The 19150-nt window shown below is 63.0% G+C and carries 15 protein-coding genes; 7 read left to right on the top strand and 8 right to left on the bottom strand.

Annotation, left to right across the window (positions count from 1 at the left end):
- Window positions 1–2: 2 nt before the first annotated feature.
- The 5 genes from ACP146_RS19825 to glgC form a co-directional block, all read right to left on the bottom strand.
- Entirely contained in the window at window positions 3–1634 is a 1632-nt protein-coding gene (locus ACP146_RS19825) for an alpha-D-glucose phosphate-specific phosphoglucomutase (protein WP_422368491.1), read from the bottom strand.
- Complete coding sequence (gene malQ / locus ACP146_RS19820; RefSeq protein WP_422368490.1) at window positions 1625–3709, bottom strand: 4-alpha-glucanotransferase; 2085 nt, start codon at window positions 3707–3709, stop codon at window positions 1625–1627. Before malQ ends, ACP146_RS19825 begins: the two co-directional genes overlap by 10 nt.
- Window positions 3706–5805, bottom strand: a complete 2100-nt coding sequence (gene glgX / locus ACP146_RS19815; RefSeq protein WP_422368489.1) for a glycogen debranching protein GlgX — start codon at window positions 5803–5805, stop codon at window positions 3706–3708. Before glgX ends, malQ begins: the two co-directional genes overlap by 4 nt.
- Window positions 5806–5818: 13 nt before the next feature.
- On the bottom strand, window positions 5819–7264 hold the full coding sequence (gene glgA / locus ACP146_RS19810) for a glycogen synthase GlgA (protein ID WP_422368488.1): 1446 nt from the start codon (window positions 7262–7264) through the stop codon (window positions 5819–5821).
- 81 nt (window positions 7265–7345) lie between these two features.
- Window positions 7346–8614 (bottom strand): glucose-1-phosphate adenylyltransferase, encoded by a 1269-nt coding sequence (gene glgC, locus ACP146_RS19805; protein WP_422368487.1) that lies wholly within the window; start codon window positions 8612–8614, stop codon window positions 7346–7348.
- A gap of 281 nt (window positions 8615–8895) precedes the next feature.
- Here glgC and ACP146_RS19800 point away from each other — a divergent pair, with 281 nt between their 5' ends.
- The 6 genes from ACP146_RS19800 (at window position 8896) to ACP146_RS19775 (ending at window position 15577) form a co-directional block, all read left to right on the top strand.
- Entirely contained in the window at window positions 8896–9933 is a 1038-nt protein-coding gene (locus ACP146_RS19800; RefSeq protein WP_422368486.1) for a sugar ABC transporter substrate-binding protein, read from the top strand.
- Window positions 9934–10031: 98 nt separating this feature from the next.
- Entirely contained in the window at window positions 10032–11255 is a 1224-nt protein-coding gene (locus ACP146_RS19795; RefSeq protein WP_422368485.1) for an ABC transporter permease, read from the top strand.
- Complete coding sequence (locus tag ACP146_RS19790) at window positions 11252–12052, top strand: ATP-binding cassette domain-containing protein (RefSeq protein WP_422368484.1); 801 nt, start codon at window positions 11252–11254, stop codon at window positions 12050–12052. Before ACP146_RS19795 ends, ACP146_RS19790 begins: the two co-directional genes overlap by 4 nt.
- 114 nt (window positions 12053–12166) lie before the next feature.
- On the top strand, window positions 12167–13099 hold the full coding sequence (locus ACP146_RS19785; RefSeq protein ID WP_422368483.1) for a carbohydrate kinase family protein: 933 nt from the start codon (window positions 12167–12169) through the stop codon (window positions 13097–13099).
- Between the two features lie 151 nt (window positions 13100–13250).
- Complete coding sequence (locus ACP146_RS19780) at window positions 13251–14732, top strand: cytochrome-c peroxidase (RefSeq protein ID WP_422368482.1); 1482 nt, start codon at window positions 13251–13253, stop codon at window positions 14730–14732.
- A gap of 110 nt (window positions 14733–14842) precedes the next feature.
- Window positions 14843–15577 carry a hypothetical protein gene (locus tag ACP146_RS19775; protein ID WP_425032963.1) on the top strand — a complete coding sequence of 245 codons (735 nt, stop codon included), beginning with the start codon at window positions 14843–14845 and terminating at the stop codon, window positions 15575–15577.
- Between the two features lie 79 nt (window positions 15578–15656).
- On the opposite strand, the gene ACP146_RS19770 is transcribed toward ACP146_RS19775, so the two are convergent.
- The 3 genes from ACP146_RS19770 to ACP146_RS19760 form a co-directional block, all read right to left on the bottom strand.
- Complete coding sequence (locus ACP146_RS19770) at window positions 15657–16010, bottom strand: hypothetical protein (RefSeq protein ID WP_422368480.1); 354 nt, start codon at window positions 16008–16010, stop codon at window positions 15657–15659.
- 115 nt (window positions 16011–16125) lie between these two features.
- Complete coding sequence (locus ACP146_RS19765) at window positions 16126–17943, bottom strand: sodium:solute symporter family protein (protein WP_422368479.1); 1818 nt, start codon at window positions 17941–17943, stop codon at window positions 16126–16128.
- A gap of 16 nt (window positions 17944–17959) precedes the next feature.
- Window positions 17960–18223 (bottom strand): DUF4212 domain-containing protein, encoded by a 264-nt coding sequence (locus tag ACP146_RS19760; RefSeq protein WP_422368478.1) that lies wholly within the window; start codon window positions 18221–18223, stop codon window positions 17960–17962.
- 229 nt (window positions 18224–18452) lie between these two features.
- Here ACP146_RS19760 and ACP146_RS19755 point away from each other — a divergent pair, with 229 nt between their 5' ends.
- On the top strand, window positions 18453–19124 hold the full coding sequence (locus ACP146_RS19755) for a hypothetical protein (RefSeq protein ID WP_422368477.1): 672 nt from the start codon (window positions 18453–18455) through the stop codon (window positions 19122–19124).
- The last annotated feature ends 26 nt before the right edge of the window (window positions 19125–19150 follow it).

Raw genomic sequence — 19150 nt, 5'->3', positions numbered from 1 at the left:
GGTCAAGTGCGCACGTCCGGGGCGTCGCGCCCGATCCTTGTGCGGAGTCCGGTGATTTCCTCCACGGCGGCGATGACGGGGGCAAGGGCTTCCTGGGGATCGAGGGCCATTTGGGCTGGATCGTCTTCGAAACGCTCGAGATAGACCCGCAGGGTGGCGCCGACGGTTCCGGTGCCGGAAAGGCGCAGGACGGCCCTTGCGTTCTCCGCAAAGACAAGGCGCAGGCCCTGACCCCGCGATATGGAACCGTCGACCGGGTCCTCGTAGGCGAAGTCGTCTGCCGCGGCGACGGTGAGTCCGGCGAAGCGCTTGCCGGGCAACTCCGGCAGGCGTCGGCGCAGTTCGCCGGTCACCGCCTCGGCGGCCTCCTTGTCGATCCCCTCATAGTCGTGGCGCGAGTAGTAGTCGCGGCCGTATTCCCGCCAGTGGGCTTTCATGATGTCCGCCACCGACTCGCGCCGCACGGCGATGATGTTGAGCCAGAGGAGAACCGCCCAGAGGCCGTCCTTTTCCCGGACGTGGTCCGATCCGGTGCCGGCGCTCTCCTCGCCGCAGAGGGTGGCCTTGCCGGCGTCCAGCAGGTTGCCGAAGAACTTCCAGCCCGTCGGGGTCTCGAAAGCGGCGATGCCGAGCTTGGCCGCCACCCGGTCGGCGGCACGGCTGGTCGGCATCGAACGGGCGACGCCGCTCAGCCCGCCCTTGTAACCCGGTGCGAGGTGGGCGTTGGCCGCCAGCACCGCCAGGCTGTCCGATGGCGTCACATAGGTGCCGCGGCCGACGATCATGTTGCGGTCGCCGTCGCCGTCGGAGGCGGCGCCGAAATCCGGCGCCTCCGGGCCCATCATCAGATCGACCAGTTCCTTGGCGTAGACCGGGTTGGGGTCGGGATGTCCGCCGCCGAAGTCCGGCAGCGGCGTGCCGTTCATCACGCTGCTGACAGGTGCGCCCAGCTCCCCCTCCAGGATGGCGGTGGCATAGGGGCCGGTGACCGCGTGCATGGCATCGAAACGCAGAGCAAATCCGGAAGCAATGAGCGCGCGGATGGCATCGAAGTCGAAGAGCCCGCGCATAACTTCGGCATAGATCGCCACTGGATCGATCACCTCAACGGTCATGCCGCCCATCTGCTGCTCGCCGCAGAGGGAGAGATCCACGTCGTCGGTCTCGATGATCCGGTATTCGGTGAGTTCCAGACTGCGCCGATGGATTGCCTCGGTCACGGACTCCGGAGCCGGGCCGCCGGCGGGAATGTTGTACTTGAGGCCGAAGTCGCCGTCCGCGCCACCGGGATTGTGGCTGGCCGAGAGAATCAGGCCGCCGTCGGTCTTGCGTGCGCGGATCACAGCGGAAGCGGCGGGGGTCGAAAGAATACCGTTCTGCCCGACCAGCACGCGGACGGCGCCGTTGGCTGCTGCCATCTTCAGGATGGTCTGGATCGCCCGCTTGTTGAAGTAGCGCCCGTCGCCGCCCAGGGTGAGGGTTTTGTCCTGCAGGCCGCCGACCGCATCGAAGATCGACTGGACGAAGTTTTCAAGGAAGCCCGGCTCCATGAAGACGCGGGTCTGCTTGCGCAGGCCCGAGGTGCCGGGTTTCTGTCCTTCGATGGCGGAAGTTGCGACGGAGATTACATCCACGGCTGTTTCTCCTTTTCGGCCGCCGTATCCGTTGCATCGGCGGAGGCTGCGGCGTTGAAGATTTCGGCGATGGCGGCGAGCCCCGGTTCCTGGCCGAGATTCTCGACCTTGATCCGATAGCGGCGTCGCCAATTGGGATATTCGCTGACAGTACCGGGCAGGTTCTGTTGCTCCAGGTTGCCCAGGGCGTCATCCAGCTGTACGGCGACGAGGTCGGAGCCTGCTCCGGCCAGCAGGCGGTGCAGGGCGGTGACCGGTGCCTCCTCAAGGGCACTGCCCTCAGCGAGCAAGCCTTTGTCCTCAAGAAGCCGAAGCAGGGCGGCGCGCTCGCCGCTGCGTTCTTGCTGCGCACGCGCCTGTGCTTCATCGCTGATCTGGCCGGTGTCGCGGCGGAGATCGGTGTCACTGCCGCGCCACCAGCCACGCATGGTCGGCATGTCATGGGTGCCGAAGCTGGCGAGGGTTGAAGGCGCATAGGCGCAGGGATCGCGAAAGCGGTCGCCCTCTTTTTCGAACTGCAGGACAGCGCAGCCCAGCAGACCGGCTTCGACCAGCCAGCCGCGCAGGCCCTCGGGGACCGATCCCAGGTCCTCGCCGACCACGATACAACCGGCCCGGGCCGCCTCCAGTTTCACAAGGGCGAGCAGGCTTTCCATCGGATAGGTGACATAGCCGCCCGGGGCCCCATTCTCCGGCACCCAGAATCCGCGGTTGATACCCAGAATATGGTCGATGCGGATGATGCCGGCATGGCGCATCACGCCGCGCAGCGTCTCGACGAAAGGCCGGTAAGCGGCCTTTCGCAGGGCCGGAATGTTGAAGGGCGAGAGATTCCAGACCTGGCCTTGGGGATTGAAACCATCGGGCGGTGCGCCCAGGGACACGCCCTTTGCAAAACAATCCGGGTCGGCCCAGGTGTCCGCACTGCCCGGCCGCACGCCGACGGCGAGGTCGAGGTAGAGGCCGAGCCCCATCCCGGCTTGCCGCGCGGCGGTCTGTGCGTTACCGACTTGGTTCTCCGCCAGCCATTGCAGCCAGGCGTGATAGCGGATCTCCGCCGCATGTTCCCCGGCGAAGTTCTCAACGGCGGCACTTCCGGCCGCCTGCAGGTCTTGTGGCCAGCGCCGCCAATCGGCGCCGTGACGTTGCGAGATGGCCTCGAAGCGGGCGAAACGTTCCAGGGCGAGGCCGCGGGCCTGCCGCCAGGCGTCGAAGTCGGCGGTCCGCCCGGTGTCATTGAAAGTCTTGAACAGCGCCCGCAGGATTTGCGGCTGTATCTTTTCCTGGATCGCATAGGCAACCTCATCGCCCTCCCTCGCGGCGACAAGGTCGGCTGTGTTGTCGTGGAGCAGTCGTTGCGCTTCTTTGCAATCGGCAAAACCCGGAATGCCGTCAACGGCGATATGGCGTGGTTCCAAAGCGGTGCGGCAGGTAGGCGCATAGGGACTGACATCGTCGTTCATCACGCCGCTGGCGTGGATCGGATTGATGCCGAAAAACTGGGCGCCGCAAGTGCCGAGCGCCCTGCAGGCGTCGCCGAGATCCCGATAGTCACCGACGCCCAGGTTTTTGTCGGAGCGCAAGCCGTAAAGGGCCCCGGTGACACCCCAGGGGCGCGGTCCTTCGTCTGTAGTCGAAAGCAAGTCGCTGACCGCGGGCGCGCGTTTTGGGGCGGCGATGACCAGACAACTCTGATCCCCGGCGACGAGGCGGTGCAGGCCGGCGGGCAGGGCGATGGTTGCGGTTTCTGCCGCGGTGCCAGAGAGCGTTCCGCCTTGCTCCAGTTCCAAGCGCCAGTCGGTGACGTCTGTCAGCGGAAAGGTCGTCTCGGCATCGGCTTCGACAACGATTTCCCGGGGTATCCGCCGCGCGGCGGTTTCGGCTGTGAGGGCCTGCAGGGTCTCCGCCGCCTCGGTGTCGCTTGCCGCAGCGAAACCCATGGCGGCGAGGAGGGCGCGTTGGGTCTCCGGTCCCGTGGTCTGTTCTGCGCCGGAAAGATGGTGCCAACGGGGCAGAATGCCGATGGCTTCGGCCAGGCGTTGCAGGCTGTCTTCGGTTGCACCTCCTCGGGTCACAGGACGGTTCCGGTTTCGAATGCGACCACAGCCTGGGCCGGGATCGTCTGGGTCCTGCCGCTGCAAACGGCCCGGCTCGATTCCGGCTGCGCCGTATCGAGGGCGCGCACCCAGACCCTGTCGCCGGACAGAGGCGGTAGTTGCGCTGTCACCGGCTTGAAGCAGCCGTTGAAGACCAAAAACACCACGTCGCCGTCGGTCGCATAGGCCGGTGCTTCCGCCGACTCCCGCAGCAAGAGGCAAAAGCCTTCGAGGCCCGGGTCACTCCAGTTGACCGGGTTGCCGTCAAAGCCCAGCCAGGCCACATCCGATTCGCCGTCCTGCCGGCGCTCACCGCCATGCAGGAACCAACTCTGCCTGAGACAAGGATGAGTCTTGCGAAAGGCGATCAGCCGCCGGGTGAAGCCGAGTAGGGTATTGTCGACCGATGACCAGTCGATCCAACTGATTTTGTTGTCCTGGCAGTAAGCGTTGTTGTTGCCTTGCTGGCTGGCGCCGATTTCATCGCCGGCCAGCAGCATCGGCGTACCCTGGGCGAGGAAAACCGTCGACAGCAGGTTGCGCTGGCGCTGGGCGCGGCGCAGGCGGATTTCCGGGTCGTCGGTCTCTCCCTCGACGCCGCAGTTGTCGCTGTAGTTTTCGTGATGGCCGTCGCGATTGTCCTCGCCGTTGGCCTCATTGTGCTTTTCCGCATAGGCCGCGACATCGGCGAGACTGAAGCCGTCATGACAGGCGGCGAAGTTTACCGAGGCCCAACTGCGCCGGCCGTCGCGGTCGAAGGTGCTTGCCGAGCCCAGCAATCGCTCCGCTATTTCCTGGGCGCTGTGTGCATTGCCGCGCCAGAACTTGCGCAGGCCGTCGCGGAAGGCATCGTTCCATTCGGCAAACTCCGGCGGGAATGCGCCGAGGCGATAGCCGCCGGGTCCGAGATCCCAGGGTTCGGCGATCAGCTTGACCCCGGCCAGCACCGGGTCCTGACGCAGGGCATCGAAAAAGCCGCCGGCGGCGTCGAAACCTTGGGCTTCCCGTCCCAGGGTGGTGGCGAGGTCGAAGCGAAAGCCGTCTATGCCCATCGCTTCGACCCACCAGCGCAGGCTGTCGATCACCAGCCGCAACACGAAGGGGTGGGCGACGTTCAGAGTGTTGCCGCAGCCGGTTTCGTTCACGTAGTAGCGCGCATGACCCTGCTGCAGGCGATAGTAGCTCGCGTTGTCGAGGCCGCGAAACGACAGGGTGGGGCCGGTCTGGTCGCCCTCGGCCGTGTGGTTATAGACCACATCCAGAATGACCTCGATCCCGGCGCCATGAAGCCGGCGCACCGTCTCGCGGAAGCCGGCGAGTCCGCCCGGGCCGAAGTAACGTGGTTCCGGCGTAAAGAAACCGATGGAGTTATAACCCCAGTAGTTCACCAGACCTTTCTGTACCAGCCAGCGGTCGTCGACGAAGGCCTGGACCGGCATCAGTTCGATCGCCGTGACACCGAGGGCGGTGAGGTGCTCCAGCACCGGGTCGGCGCCGAGACCCTCATAACTGCCGCGCAGGGGCGGCGGCACCCGCTCCCAAAGTTGGGTCAGGCCCTTGGGGTGGGCTTCATAGAGAACCGTATCCGCCCAGGCGGTGTTGGGCCGCTCGCCGGGAGAGACCGCCGCCGGGGTCTCGGTGACCACACACTTGGACATCTCCGCGGCACTGTCTTTGGTCGAAAAGGACAGATCTTCCTCGGCCGCCGCCGGGTCGTAGCCAAGAGTGGTATCGCCGGCCACCACCCTGCCGCTCAGCGCGCGGGCGTAGGGGTCGAGCAACAGTTTGTTGGGATTGAAGCGATGACCCTGTTCCGGGGCGAAAGGGCCGTGGGCACGCAGCCCATAGAGGCTGCCCGGCAGCAGGCCCGGCAGGTAACCGTGCCAGACCGGACCGGTTTTCTCCGGCAAAGCCAGCCGCGCCGTTTCCTTCTCTCCGTCGTCGGAGAACAGGCAAAGCTCGATCTTCGTGGCATGTTCGGAAAAGACGGCGATGTTGACGCCTTCGCCGTCCCACTGCAGTCCCAGGGGATGGGGCTGCCCGGCGCGGAGGATGGACTCGTTTGTCCCCTTCATCGCTGCGCCACCTTCATCGTTGGGCCTCGATCATCTCCCGATAGACCTTCGCATAGGCGGCGGCGGAGGTTTCCCAGCCGACCGGATGCTTCATCGCGCGCCGCACCATGGCGCCCCAGGCCTTGGAGTCGGCAAAAGCATCGCAGCAGCGGTCGATGGCATCGGCCAGCGGCGCGGTGGCGACGGGGGCGAACTGAAACCCTGTGGCAACGCCGGCCTGAAGCGCGGCCTCGTTGGCGTCGATCACGGTGTCGGCCAGGCCGCCGGTGCGCGCGACCAGCGGCAGGGTGCCGTAACGCAAACCATAGAGCTGGGTCAGGCCGCAGGGCTCGAAGCGCGATGGCACCAGGATCGAGTCCGCCCCCGCCTGCATCAGGTGGGACAGGGCCTCGTCGTAGCCGATCACCACGCCCAGCCGGCCCGGGTTTTCGCGCGCAGCGGCCGTATAGGCGGCTTCCAGATCGGCGTCGCCGGAGCCGAGCACCGCCAGGCTCGCGCCCCGCCCGATGAGACGCGGCAAGGCTTCGAGCAACAGGTCGAGGCCCTTTTGCCGAGTCAGGCGGCTGACGACGCAGAACAGCGGCGCGCGGCTGTCCGGGTCCAGCTTGAAGCGTTCTGCCAGGGCCTTCCGGTTGGCGGCTTTTCCGGCCGGGGCTTTGGCGGAGTAGGTTTTGGCGATTTCCGGATCGGCTGCGGGGTTCCAGATATCAAGGTCGATGCCATTGAGGATTCCGCTGACCTGGGCCCGCCGGGCGGCGATGACTCCTTCCAGGCCCATACCGAACTCGGCGCTGGTCAGCTCCCGGGCGTAGGTCGGGCTGACGGTGGTAATCCGCTCCGCATAGACAAGGCCCGCTTTCAGAAAGCCGAGCTTGCCGAAGTATTCGAAGCCCTCTGGATGAAAGCCCTTTTCCGGCAGACCGAGCGTCTCCACGGTCTTCTCCGGGAAGAGCCCTTGAAAGGCGATGTTGTGGATCGTCGTGACGCAGGGCGGCGCGGCGCGGCGACCGAGTTTCAGATAGGCCGCGGTCAATCCGGCCTGCCAGTCGTGGAGGTGCACCACATCCGGCTGCCAGCCGTCGCAGCCTTCCACCGCAATGCGGGCGGCGACGCGGCAGAGGGCGCCGTAGCGCAGGTGATTGTCCGGCCAGTCCTTGCCGTTTGCGGCGAGGTAGGGATTGCCGGGGCGGTCGTAGAGATGCGGGGCCTCCAGGGCGATGACATCCAGGTCCGCCGCCTTGCCGGCGATCAACTGTCCGCGCCCGCCGAAAGAACGCGGAAACTGTCTCAAGACTTTTGCTTTGGGCAAGGCGGCTTTCACCGCGGGATAGGCGGGCAGCAGCACCCGGGCCTCGACCCCCTCAGAGGCCAGCGCCGCGGGCAGGGCACCCACGACGTCGGCGAGGCCGCCGGTCTTGATGAAGGGGACGCATTCCGATGCGACGAACAGAACCTTCATGCAGCAAGAATTCCAGGAGGGGTCAGAATAAGAGAGTCGAAAAGCTTTTGGGGCAAGGCGCCTTGTTTGGTACTGGGCCGCTCAGCGGTTCATACTGTCAATCATGTTTTGCGTGACAAGGGTCACGCCGTTTGCCGTGACCCGAAAATGCCGCGCGTCTTCTTCGGGATCGTCACCCACCACCAGCCCTTCGGGCACGGAAACACCGCGATCGAGCACGACGTTGGTCAGCCGGGCATTGCGGTTGATGGTGCAATAGGGCAGGGCGACCACCTTGTCCAGGTTACTGTAGGAATGGCAGTGCACGCCGGTGAAGAGCAGGCTTTCGGAGACGTTGGAGCCGGAAATGATGCAGCCGCCGGAGACCATGGAGGAGACCGCGGAACCGCGCCGGTCGTCCTCGTCATGGATGAATTTGGCCGGTGGCGTCACCTCGCTGTAGGTCCAGATCGGCCAGTCCTGCGAGTAGATATCGAGCTCCGGTTCGAAGTTCGTCAGATCGATGTTGGCCTGCCAGAAGGAATCGACGGTGCCGACATCGCGCCAGTAGGGCTGTTTCTCGGTGCCTGTGATGACGCAGGAATCCGAGAATCTGTGGGCGACGGCCTTGCCGGTTTTCACCAGGCTGGGAATGAGATTCTTGCCGAAGTCGTGGTCTGACTCCGGGTCGGCGGCATCCTTGCGCAGCAGGTCGATCAGAAAGGCCGTCTCGAAGACATAGATGCCCATGGATGCCAGAGCCTGGTCGGGTTTGCCGGGGATCGCCGGCGGATCGGCCGGTTTCTCGACGAAGTCGATGATGCGCGAGGTTTCGTCGACATGCATGACGCCGAAGCCCGTCGCCTCCATGCGCGGCACCTCTATGCAGCCGACGGTCACGTCGGCGCCGGAATCGACGTGCTGGGCGAGCATGACCCCGTAATCCATCTTGTAGATGTGGTCGCCGGCCAGCACGACGAGGTACTTCACGCCGTAGCTTTCAATGATGTCGATGTTCTGGGTCACGGCATCGGCGGTGCCCAGATACCAATGCCCTTCGTCGACACGCTGGGAGGCGGGGAGGATATCGAGCATTTCATTCCGCTCTGCCCGGAAAAAGTTCCAACCGCGCTGCAAATGACGGATCAGACTGTGGGCCTTGTATTGGGTCGCCACACCGATCCGGCGAATGCCGGAATTCACCGCATTGGAGAGGGCGAAGTCGATGATCCGGCTCTTGCCGCCGAAATAGACCGCCGGCTTGGCGCGGCGGTCCGTCAATTCCTCGAGCCGGCTGCCGCGGCCGCCGGCCAGGACAAAGGCCATCGATTGCCGGGTCAGGGTCCCGGTGCCGCCTTGGATTGTCTTCATCGATTTTCTCCCTTGGTGACCCCGCCGGCCCGTTTTCGGGTCTGTGCCGCTCAATATAGAGTGCCGCGGCCTTCGGCGGTGCTGTTTATTCGCGGTCATCATGGTTCATTTCCGTGCTGCTGCCAATAAGAAACTCAATTTGATTTATTTATTGACAAGATACACGGCCAGCGTTTAAATCGGAACATAGGGAGTGGTTGGCCCGGGGATCGGGTCGGCAGGTAAAACTCCGAAAAAAACGAAACGGAAAACACGTCACGCCTCAAGGGAGGACTACCGCTATGAAAATCGCCAAGAAAGCCGGGCTTTTTGGAACCCTGACCGCTGCAGGCCTGCTCGCGATGAGCGGCTTTGCAACGCCGGTTCTGGCCGAGGACGTTATCGTCGGCCTGATCACCAAGACCAACACCAATCCCTTCTTCGTGAAAATGCGCCAGGGTGCCGAGGCCAAGGCCAAGGAGATGGGTGTCGAGCTGCGCACCTTCGCCGGCAAATACGATGGCGACAACGAGGCCCAGATCGAGGCCATCGAGAGTCTGGTCGCCGCCGGGGCCAAGGGCATCCTGATCACCCCCTCCGACCCGGCCGGTCTTGCCGACACGGTGAAGCGGGCGCGCGAAGCCGGGCTTCTGGTTATTGCCCTGGACACGCCCTTCGATCCCGCGGACTCCGCGGACGCCACCTTCGCAACCGATAACTTCAGGGCCGGCGAGCTGATCGGTCAATGGGCCGCCGCCAAGATGGGCGACACCACAAAGGCGAAGATTGCCACGCTCGACCTCTCCGAGGCGCAGATCACCGTGGATGTCCTGCGCAACCAGGGCTTCCTTAAAGGCTTCGGCGTCGATGTGAAGAACATCGACAGGATGTACGATGAAGACGATCCGCGGATCGTCGGCGGCGATTCGACGCTGGGCTCGGAAGAAGGCGGGCGCACCGCCATCGAGAACCTGTTGCAGAAGGATCCGGGCATCAACGTGATCCACACCATCAACGAGCCGGCGGCGGCGGGTGCCTATGAGGGCCTGAAGTCTTTCGGGCTGGCCGATCAGGTGCTGATCGTCTCGGTCGACGGCGGTTGCCCCGGCGTCCAGAACGTGAAGGACGGGGTTATCGGGGCGACCTCCATGCAGTTCCCTCTGCTGATGGCCTCGCTGGGCGTGGAAGCGGTGGCTGAATACGCCAAGACGGGCGTGAAGCCGGCGAATTCCGAAGGGTTGAGCTTCTATAATACGGGTGTCGAGCTGGTCACCGACGAACCGGTCGACGGCATTCCTTCGATCACCTCCGAAGAGGCCCTGAAGAAGTGCTGGGGCTGATGACCCGCCTCACCGGGTAAGCTACCGGGACTCGAGAAAGCATGGGGAGGCGTTCGCCGCGCCTCCCCCAATAACCAAAAATCTTGGGAGGAATCGCTATGGCCGACGACCGGGCAGTGCCGCCGCGCGGACCTCAGGATTTCGAGAAAGTTCTTGATCAGAGTTCAACCGAGGCCGCGTCTTTCGAGATGCGGGACACCTCACCGTTGGCGAAATTCCATCACTTCCTGCATGCCAATCCGACCGCTGCGCCGGTGGTGGTTCTGATTCTCTCTTGCCTTGTCTTCGGGGTCATCGCCAACAACTTCTTCTCGGCGTTCAATCTCTCGCTCATCATCCAGCAGGTCACGATTATCGGCATTCTGGGCGCCGCCCAGACGCTCGTCATTCTGACCGCCGGCATCGACCTCAGCGTCGCCGCGATCATGGTGCTGAGCTACATGGTGATGGGCCGCCTCGCGGTTCAGGGCGATGTGCCCGCGATTCTGGCCGTTGTCATCGGCCTCAGCGTCGGCCTTGCCTGTGGCCTCTTCAACGGCAGCCTGGCAACCCGGGCGCGCCTGGTGCCCATTGCCGTCGCGTTGCTTTCCTGGGTTTTCCTGCTGGGCCTCGATCTGCCGCTCATCTATGTCGTGCCGATCGGCATGATCGCCGGCCTTGCCATCGGATGGCTGAATTTCGGGCCGGCGCTGGAACTGCGGCTGCCGCCCTTCATCGTTACCCTGGGGGCCTGGTCGATCTTCTTCGCCCTCAATCTCTGGTATTCGGAATCCGAAACGGTTCGCAGCCAGGATATCGATGCGACGGCGCCGCTGTTGAAGGTCTTCGGCCTCAGGGTGGAACTGCTGGGCGCGCAGTTCACTCTGGGCTCTTTCCTGATGGTCGGCATCTTCATCGTTCTCTGGTACGCCTTGAACTGGACGGCCTGGGGAAGGGCGGTCTACGCCGTGGGCGATGACCGGGAGGCGGCGGAGCTTTCCGGCATCCGCACCGACCGGGTGCTGCTGTCGGTTTACGGGGCCGCCGGCTTTCTCTGTGCGCTTGGCGGCTGGGCGGCCATCGGCCGCGTCGGTTCCGCCTCCCCGCAATCGTTCTACGAAGGCAATCTCGATGCCATTACGGCGGTCGTGATCGGCGGCACCTCCCTGTTCGGCGGCCGCGGTGCGATCTTCGGCACCCTTTTCGGCGCCTTGATTGTCGGCGTGTTCCGCTCCGGCCTCAAGCTCGGGGGCGTCGACGTCCTATGGCAGACCTTTGCCGTCGGCCTTCTCATCATTGTCGCCGTAGCCATGGACCAGTGGATCCGGAGGGTAAGCGCATGAGCCTGAAACCTGTTATGACCGGCCGCGGCCTCACAAAGCGCTACGGCCGTGTGACGGCCATGGATAGCGCCGACTTCGACCTCTTTCCCGGTGAGGTGCTGGCGATCATCGGCGACAACGGTGCCGGCAAGTCAACCCTAGTGAAGGCGCTATGCGGCGCCGTTCAGATCGATGAAGGCGAGATCCGTTTGGACGGTGAAGAGATCCGCTTTGCCTCGCCGATGGAAGCGCGGGACGCGGGCATCGAAACCGTCTATCAAAACCTCGCCCTGTCGCCGGCCTTGTCGATCGCCGACAATATGTTTCTCGGCCGCGAGATTCATAAGGAAGGTATTGCCGGGTCCGTCTTCAAGATGCTCGACAAGAAGAAAATGCGCGACTTTGCGCGCGACAAGCTGACCGAACTCGGCTTGATGACCGTTCAGTCTATTACCCAGGCCGTTGAGACTCTGTCGGGCGGACAGCGCCAGGGCGTCGCGGTGGCCCGTGCTGCTGCCTTCGCCACCAAGTTCGTCATCATGGACGAACCCACGGCGGCGCTGGGCGTGAAGGAGAGCCGCCGGGTGTTGGAGCTGATCCAGGACGTGAAGGCGCGCGGCATGCCCATTGTCTTGATCTCCCACAACATGCCGCATGTCTTCGAGGTTGCGGACCGCATCCACATTCACCGGCTGAGCAGGCGCCACGCGGTCATCCGCCCCCAGGACTTCTCCATGTCCGATGCCGTGGCCATCATGACCGGCGCGATGGATCCGCCAGCGGAGATGGCGCTGCCCGAAGGGGCGGTTTTGAATTAGGACCAACGGACTCTCCCTGCGGCGTTTCGGCCATGGCGGACCGCCGACTTGCCTGGGGCGCGATATAGATCTCTGACTTCGCGCCCCACTTTTTTCAGCTAGGAATTGTACGGCATGTTTTTGATTTGCGGCGAGGCTCTCTACGACGTTTTCCCCGCCGAAGAGACGGCTACCGGCTTCACCCTGGATGCGCGCATCGGCGGCTCGCCTTTCAATGTCGCGATCGGTCTTTCGCGCCTGGGGCGTGAGGCGGCGCTCTTCGGCGGGATATCCGAAGATCCGCTGGGCCGGCGGCTGGAGCGGGTGTTGCGCGAGGAAGGGGTCGATACCCGTCACGTCATCGGCAAAGCCAATCCCACCACCTTGGCGTTGGTCGGGCTCGATCCCGCTGGCGTTCCGCACTACAGCTTTTACGGCCATGAGGCGGCGGACCGGGTGTTGAACCTGGTTGATCTCCCGAACCTTGCCGAAGACATCACTGGGCTGCACTTCGGTTCCTATTCCCTGGTTGTCGAGCCGACCGGTTCCACCTTCCTGACGCTTGCGCAACAGCAGAGCGGCCAGCGCTTGATCTCGCTCGATCCCAATGTGCGTCTGAATGTCGAGCCGGATGCCCTGTGTTGGCGTGAACGGGTCGAGGCTTTCGCCGAGACCGCCGATCTCGTCAAGGTCAGTGACGAAGATCTGGAGACACTCTTTCCCAAGGCTGGAGCTGGCGACGTTGCGACAGCCTGGCATCGGCAGGGCGTCCAACTCGTGGTCATAACCAAGGGCTCCGAGGGGGCCCTGGTCTCTCTGCGGGGCGAGGTTTTCGAGGCGCCCGGCCGGAAGGTCGAGACCGTGGATACCGTGGGGGCCGGAGACACCTTCCAGGCGGCGTTGCTTTGCGGCCTGCAGGAATTGGACAGGGCGACACGCGCAGGGCTGCGCGCGCTGTCACTTGAAGACTGCCGCCGTGTCGTCGCTTTCGCGATCGATGCGGCGGGCATCACCTGTGCGCGGCGCGGTGCCGACCTGCCGCGCCGGGACGAACTGCCGGATCTCTGAGATCCGTTGCCTGCGGCGACTTTGACCGGGACAGCTGTACCATTAAATTCCTCGGCTTTCGGCGGTGAATGGGACAGCTGCCCGATTTCCCCCGGATGAGACATCGGCGATACCTGACGCCGCCGCTCAGCCGCGGGAATGAGCCTTTACCATGCCCCGATTTTGCGACTTTCGTTTTCTCCCCGCCGTTGCCGTCATAACACTGTTGCTCCTGGCGCCCGCCTTAAGCCTGGCGGATCCCGCGGCCGGTATCGTGCCGGTCGCCGATGAGGATTTCTACGATAACGGGCGCCCGCCCGAGGCGAAGGTCCATCTGGGCCGGCTGTTGTTTTTCGACAAGATCCTGAGCGGCAATCGCAACATAGCCTGCGCGACCTGTCATCATCCGACAACGGGCACATCAGATGCGGTTTCTCTTTCCCTTGGCGAAGGCGCCAGTGGTCTCGGCAAGGATCGCCGCAGCAACGCCTCTTCGCCGTTGCTTGGCCGGGTACCGCGCAACGCCCCGGCGCTCTACTTCCTCGGTGCAAGGGCGTTCGAGCGCCTGAACCACGACGGGCGGGTAGAAGTCGATCACCGGCACACCTGGCCCAGCGGCTTTTGGACGCCGGCGCGCGAGAAACTGCCGCAGGGCCTGGACAGTGTGCTGGCTGCCCAGGCCTTGTTTCCGGTGCTGTCGCCGGTTGAGATGGCCGGGCACAAAGGCGAAAACCCGATTGCCACGGCCGTGGCCCTGGATCATCTTGAGGGGCCGACGGGGGCCTGGGGGCTTCTGGCGGCGCGCCTTCAGGCGATTCCCGAATATGTAACGCTCTTCAAGTCGGCCTTCCCGGAAGTCACCGCTGCCGAAGACATCCGCTTTGTCCATGCCGCCAACGCCATTGCGGCCTTCGAAGCCACGGCGTTTCGGCCCGACGACAGCCCTTTTGACCGCTATCTCCGTGACCGTGACCCCGCCCACCTGACAGCGGCGGCCCGCCGCGGCATGGACTTGTTTTATGGCGCTGCCGGATGCAGCGGCTGCCATAGCGGCAAATTCCAGACCGATCAGCGGTTTCATGCCATCGCCATGCCACAGATCGGACCGGGCAAGAACGATGGATGGGAGCAGTCTTATTGGCAGAGCACCGGGTTTGCCGGGCGGCTCGAGGACTTCGGGCGCTACCGTGTGACGTTCAAGAACGCCGACAAGTACCGCTTTCGGACGCCGTCCCTGCGCAACGTTGAACTGACCGGGCCCTGGGGACATGCGGGCAGCTTCAACCGCCTGGAAGACGTCGTTCGGCATCATCTTGATCCCACGTCGTCCCTTGAGAGTTTCCGCCAGGACGCGGCGGATCTACCGGCGCTCGGCATCGTTGTCGAGCCGACGGCGGAGGGGTCGCAATTGACCTACGAAGCGGTCAACCCCAAGCGCATGGCCGACTATCTGCGCCGCGATACCTGGGTGCAAGAGACCCCGGCACTTCGCCAGCCAATCGCGCAAGCCAACGAACTGCCGGCGGTTCCTCTGGATGACGACGAGGTTGAGGATCTTCTGGCTTTTCTCAGCTCGCTGACCGATCCGCGCAGCCGCGACCAGAGCGACCTGGTTCCAGAGACGGTGCCCAGCGGCCTGCCGGTGCCGGACTGAATATCAAGCGATTTGACCCTGACTGCCGGCCCCTTCGCCCTGCAGTCAAAAACCGGATAAGTCGCCGCATCTTTGCAAAGGATCTTTAGATGAGTTCCAGAAATTTATTGATGACGACCTCGGCCCTGTTTGCCCTAGGCGCGGGAATTGCTTTTGGGGGCGGCGTTGTTCGGGCGGGAGAGGCTACCACGCCTGCGGCCGAGGCCGCCTATGACGCGCCGGTCAGCCTCACTTTCCGGTTCAAGCGTCATATTGACGATGATCTGGCCGAACAGGATGTCCTGATCGAACGCGAGCCGGGGTCTGGAGAGGTCTTTCGTCCGACCAAGGGCGACCGGGATCTGAGCCTGCCCCTCTACGCGGCGGCAGAACCTCTTGCGCACGAACCCTTCGACGAAACAGCGAACGGGCCCTGGCCAAAGGGCCAGCCGCTTGGCCTCACCCTGGGTGAATGGCTCGACGCGAAAGGTGAGGCCCAATACAGCTGCGCCGATGGCGCCGGGCATCTGTCCGTCGACTTCACCGGCCTGGTGCCTGACGGCGTTTACACCATGTGGCACTTCTTCATGGCGTCACCGCCGACCACGCCTTTCATCGGAACCTACGACCTGCCGGTCGGCAAGCGCGACGGCACGCAGTCGGTTTTCACGGCCGATGATGACGGAAACGCGACCTTCAACGCGGCATTCAAGCCTTGCCTGCAGTTGACCGGGGAGCATCTTTTCGCCGGATTGGCCATTGCCTGGCACAGTGACGGCAAGACCTATGGCGCTCTTCCCGGCGATTTTGCCGAGGTTGCCCATGTTCACCTCTATGCCGCCCTGCCAAAGCGCAGCGGCATCTGAAGAAAAGAGGCACTGAAAGAGCTGTGCACGGCTGGCGGATGCGCGTCAGCCCTGCGCAGTCTCTTTGCGGCCAAGCAGGCTAGTTGAAGGTTTCCCAGATCGCGCCGGCGATTTCCCCTTCCAGAGGAAACGACAACATGCCCATGACTGAATAGCCGAGAAGCCAGGGCATCAGGTAAAAGCGGATCATGAAAAAGAACCAGGCGACGTAAAGCGGCACCAGGGGGTCGAGCAGAAAACTCGGCGTGATCGGCCGAAAGGCGCGGATGATCGGGTTGGTCCCCTTCACGAAGACCTTCATGAAGAAGAAGTTCGAATCTTCCGGCAGGAAGAGGTTCATGGCGACGCGGCCGATCAGCGTCCACATGATCACACCCAGGACGTAGTCGAGGGCCAGGACCCAGAGCGGCAGGAAGGCAATCGAGTCGCTCATCCGGACTTATCCAAGTGCTCTCATCGAAGGGATCGAGTGTAACTACATCAGGGCCAAAAAGATCGGGGGACGGAAATCTCCGCCCCCCGAGGTTCACTCATTTCAGTCTTTGACGCTAGTGTTTTGCGTCGAGGATCGTTCCGCCGGAGGGGATACGAACCTCATCCACCATCGCCTGGGTCTCGGCATCGGGTGCCGGGGTCATCAGGCTGACCACCACCATGGCGATCAGGCTGACCGGCATGCCGATGAGGGCAAACCGCAGGCCGTCGATCGCATAGATCGGCTCAATGATGCCGTTGTGGATCAGGTAGAGATAGGCCGAACCCGCAACGAAACCGCAGATCATACCGGCGATTGCCCCTTGGGTATTGGCCCGCTTCCACCAGACCCCGAGAACCAAGGGGAAGAACAAGCCCGATGCCGCGAAACAGAACGCCCAGGCCACCGCACCCAGGATACCGGTGAGCTGAAGGCTCGCCACCAGGGCGGCCGCACAGCCGATACCCACCAACAGGATGCGGGCAACGACGAGACGATGCTTCGTGTCCGCCTTCGGGTCGATGATCTTGTAGTAGAGATCATGGCTGAGGGCGTTGGCGATGGCCAGCAGCAGGCCGTCGGCGGTCGACATGGCGGCCGCCAAGCCACCAGCGGCGACCAGACCGGAGATCACGTAAGGCAGTCCGGCGATTTCCGGCGTTGCCAGCACGACGATATCGGGCCGCATGAAGAACTCGTTCAGCTGCAGGATGCCGTCGCCGTTGCTGTCTGACAGCCACAGCATGTTCACGCTCTCCCAGTTCTGCACCCAGGCCAGGCTTTTCACGGCTTCAAAGGACTGTCCGATGATTGCCGTCGGCAGGGTTGGATCCAGAAGCTGCAGCTTCGTCAGCGTGGCCAGGGCCGGCGCCGTGAAGTACAGCAGGAAGATGAAGAACAGCGAATAGGCGACCGACTTGCGCGCTGCACGAACTGACGGCGTCGTGAAGTAACGCATCAGAATGTGCGGCAGAGAAGCCGTGCCCGCCATCATGCAGAAGGCCAGGGAGACGAACTTCCAGGAGTCCATGCCGCCCTGCGGGTCGTTGTGCGGCGTGGTCAGAATCCTGACACCGCCAAAGGGCGCACTTTCCGTTGCCGCAACCCCAAGACTGACGAGGGGTTCCAACTCCTGGATCCGGGCGACCGCATCCCCATAGGAGAAATGCGGGATCATCCCGAAGCCCTGTTTGTTCGACATCCAGAAAACCGGCACCAGATAGGCGATAATCAGCACGATGTACTGGGCCACCTGGGTCCAGGTCACCGCCCGCATACCGCCGAGCATCGAACACAGCAGGATACCAAGCAGGCCAATCCAGACGCCGAACTCAAACGGGATGTGCAGGGCGCGGGCGGCGATGGTGCCCGAGGCGTTGATCTGTGCCGTCACATAGGTGAACGAGGCGACCACCAGGATAACAACGGCGCAGAAGCGGGCGACATTGCCGCCGTAACGCGTACCGATGAAATCCGGCACCGTGTAGCAGCCGAACTTGCGCAGGTATGGCGCCATCAGCGAGTTCACCAGCACGTAGCCGCCGGTCCAGCCCACGATGAAGCCCAGATAGCCGTAGCCGCCGAAGTAGATGCCGCCGGCCAGGGCGACGAAGGACGCGCCGGACATCCAGTCCGCCGCCGTCGCCATGCCATTGTAGACGGCGGGCACTTCGCGCCCGGCGACGTAATAGGCATCGACCTGCATGGTGCGCGACAGCCAGCCGATCAAGGCGTAGATGACGACTGTGAAGGCAACGAAGAGAATGCCGATCGTGTCGGCACCGACACCCATCTGTTCAAGGATGGCCATCAACGCGACGAAGACGAGAAAACCGCCGGTGTACATCGCATACACCCGGCCGAGGTTTTCGATAAAGCTCCCTTTAATCATGGCGATCTAGCCCCCCTTATTCTTCGCCGACGCCGGCTTCATCGTCGATCGCATCCTGGCGCCAATTCTGGAAGAAAATCAGCAGGACGAAAACGATCAGCGATCCCTGGACAATCAGGTAGTACCCAAGAGGAAAGCCAAGGAAGGAAATTTCATTCAATGCCTTTGCATTCCAAGGCAGGATGAAGGCGAAGATCGCCCAGATCACTAGAACCAAAATCGTCAGGCCACGGGTCCTGGACCAGTGGCGCGCTTTGGCTTCACTGCTTATGTCGGACATGTTTACTCCCCCTAGTGCCGTCTTTCGATGGCTTAAATCATTAGGACTTCGCAAGTGCTTGCTCGAATCTATCCCAATACTCGAACGCTCAACGCAAAGCAGTGGGAGTAGATCATGATTGTACGAAAATGAAAACCTTAGTAGTACCGGCTACGATGATCCTATGGTTGAACTTGATCGCTGCGGCGAAACAACACGCTGAACCCCGCCGGAAAAGGGACTTTGCGGCGTGAACCCGTTACTGAAGAAAGTGGTTGCTTTTCTCCCGGAGCTTGTCGCCCGCTTGACCATCCGGCGCGACTCGGGGCCCATCGACAGTGTCGATGGCGTGTGTTCCTTCGTTTCCACGCGGGCGGCTTTCATCGCTCAAAAGTCCCTCTACGGCTATCTTAAGGCGCGGATGGGTACGCGCTATCCGAGTATGTTCGAAGATGACGTTCTGATTGCCTCCATTGATATCGCCAAAATCAACATCTATGTGGCCTGTCTTTCAGACCTCTCGGTCTATGCAGCAATCCGATCCCTGCAGGCCGAGGCGGTGGACGATAAGGTCTACCGTGACCTGGCGCTTCGCTGTCTGAAGCGCGGACTGGCGGATAACGCGGAACAGGCCCGCAACATCGAAGCTTTCTCGGTATCCGACTCCCTGGCTGATTTCGAAAAGCGTCTGGCCTTTGTGGATTGGTACAGCGATCTGCCGGTGCGGCATCTCTTCACCGCAAGCCCCGCCGCGCTCTACAAATGGGCGCCGATTGCGCCGAACCTGAAGCGTGAAGACAAGGAAATCGTCGAAAACTCCATCAAGTTCGCCTGGCGGGACGTGCGCGCCCAGTTTGAAAAACGTATCGACAGTTCACGTGTTGCGGGGGATCTAAGCAGCTTTCGGCCATCGGGCAATTGATCCGGATCAAATCCTGAAACAGGCCG

The sequence above is a fragment of the Pelagibius sp. genome (assembly GCF_965249265.1).
Classification (GTDB): domain Bacteria; phylum Pseudomonadota; class Alphaproteobacteria; order Kiloniellales; family Kiloniellaceae; genus Pelagibius.
The sequence above is the reverse complement of the archived record's forward strand: the minus strand, read 5'-3'. Positions and strand labels throughout refer to the sequence as shown.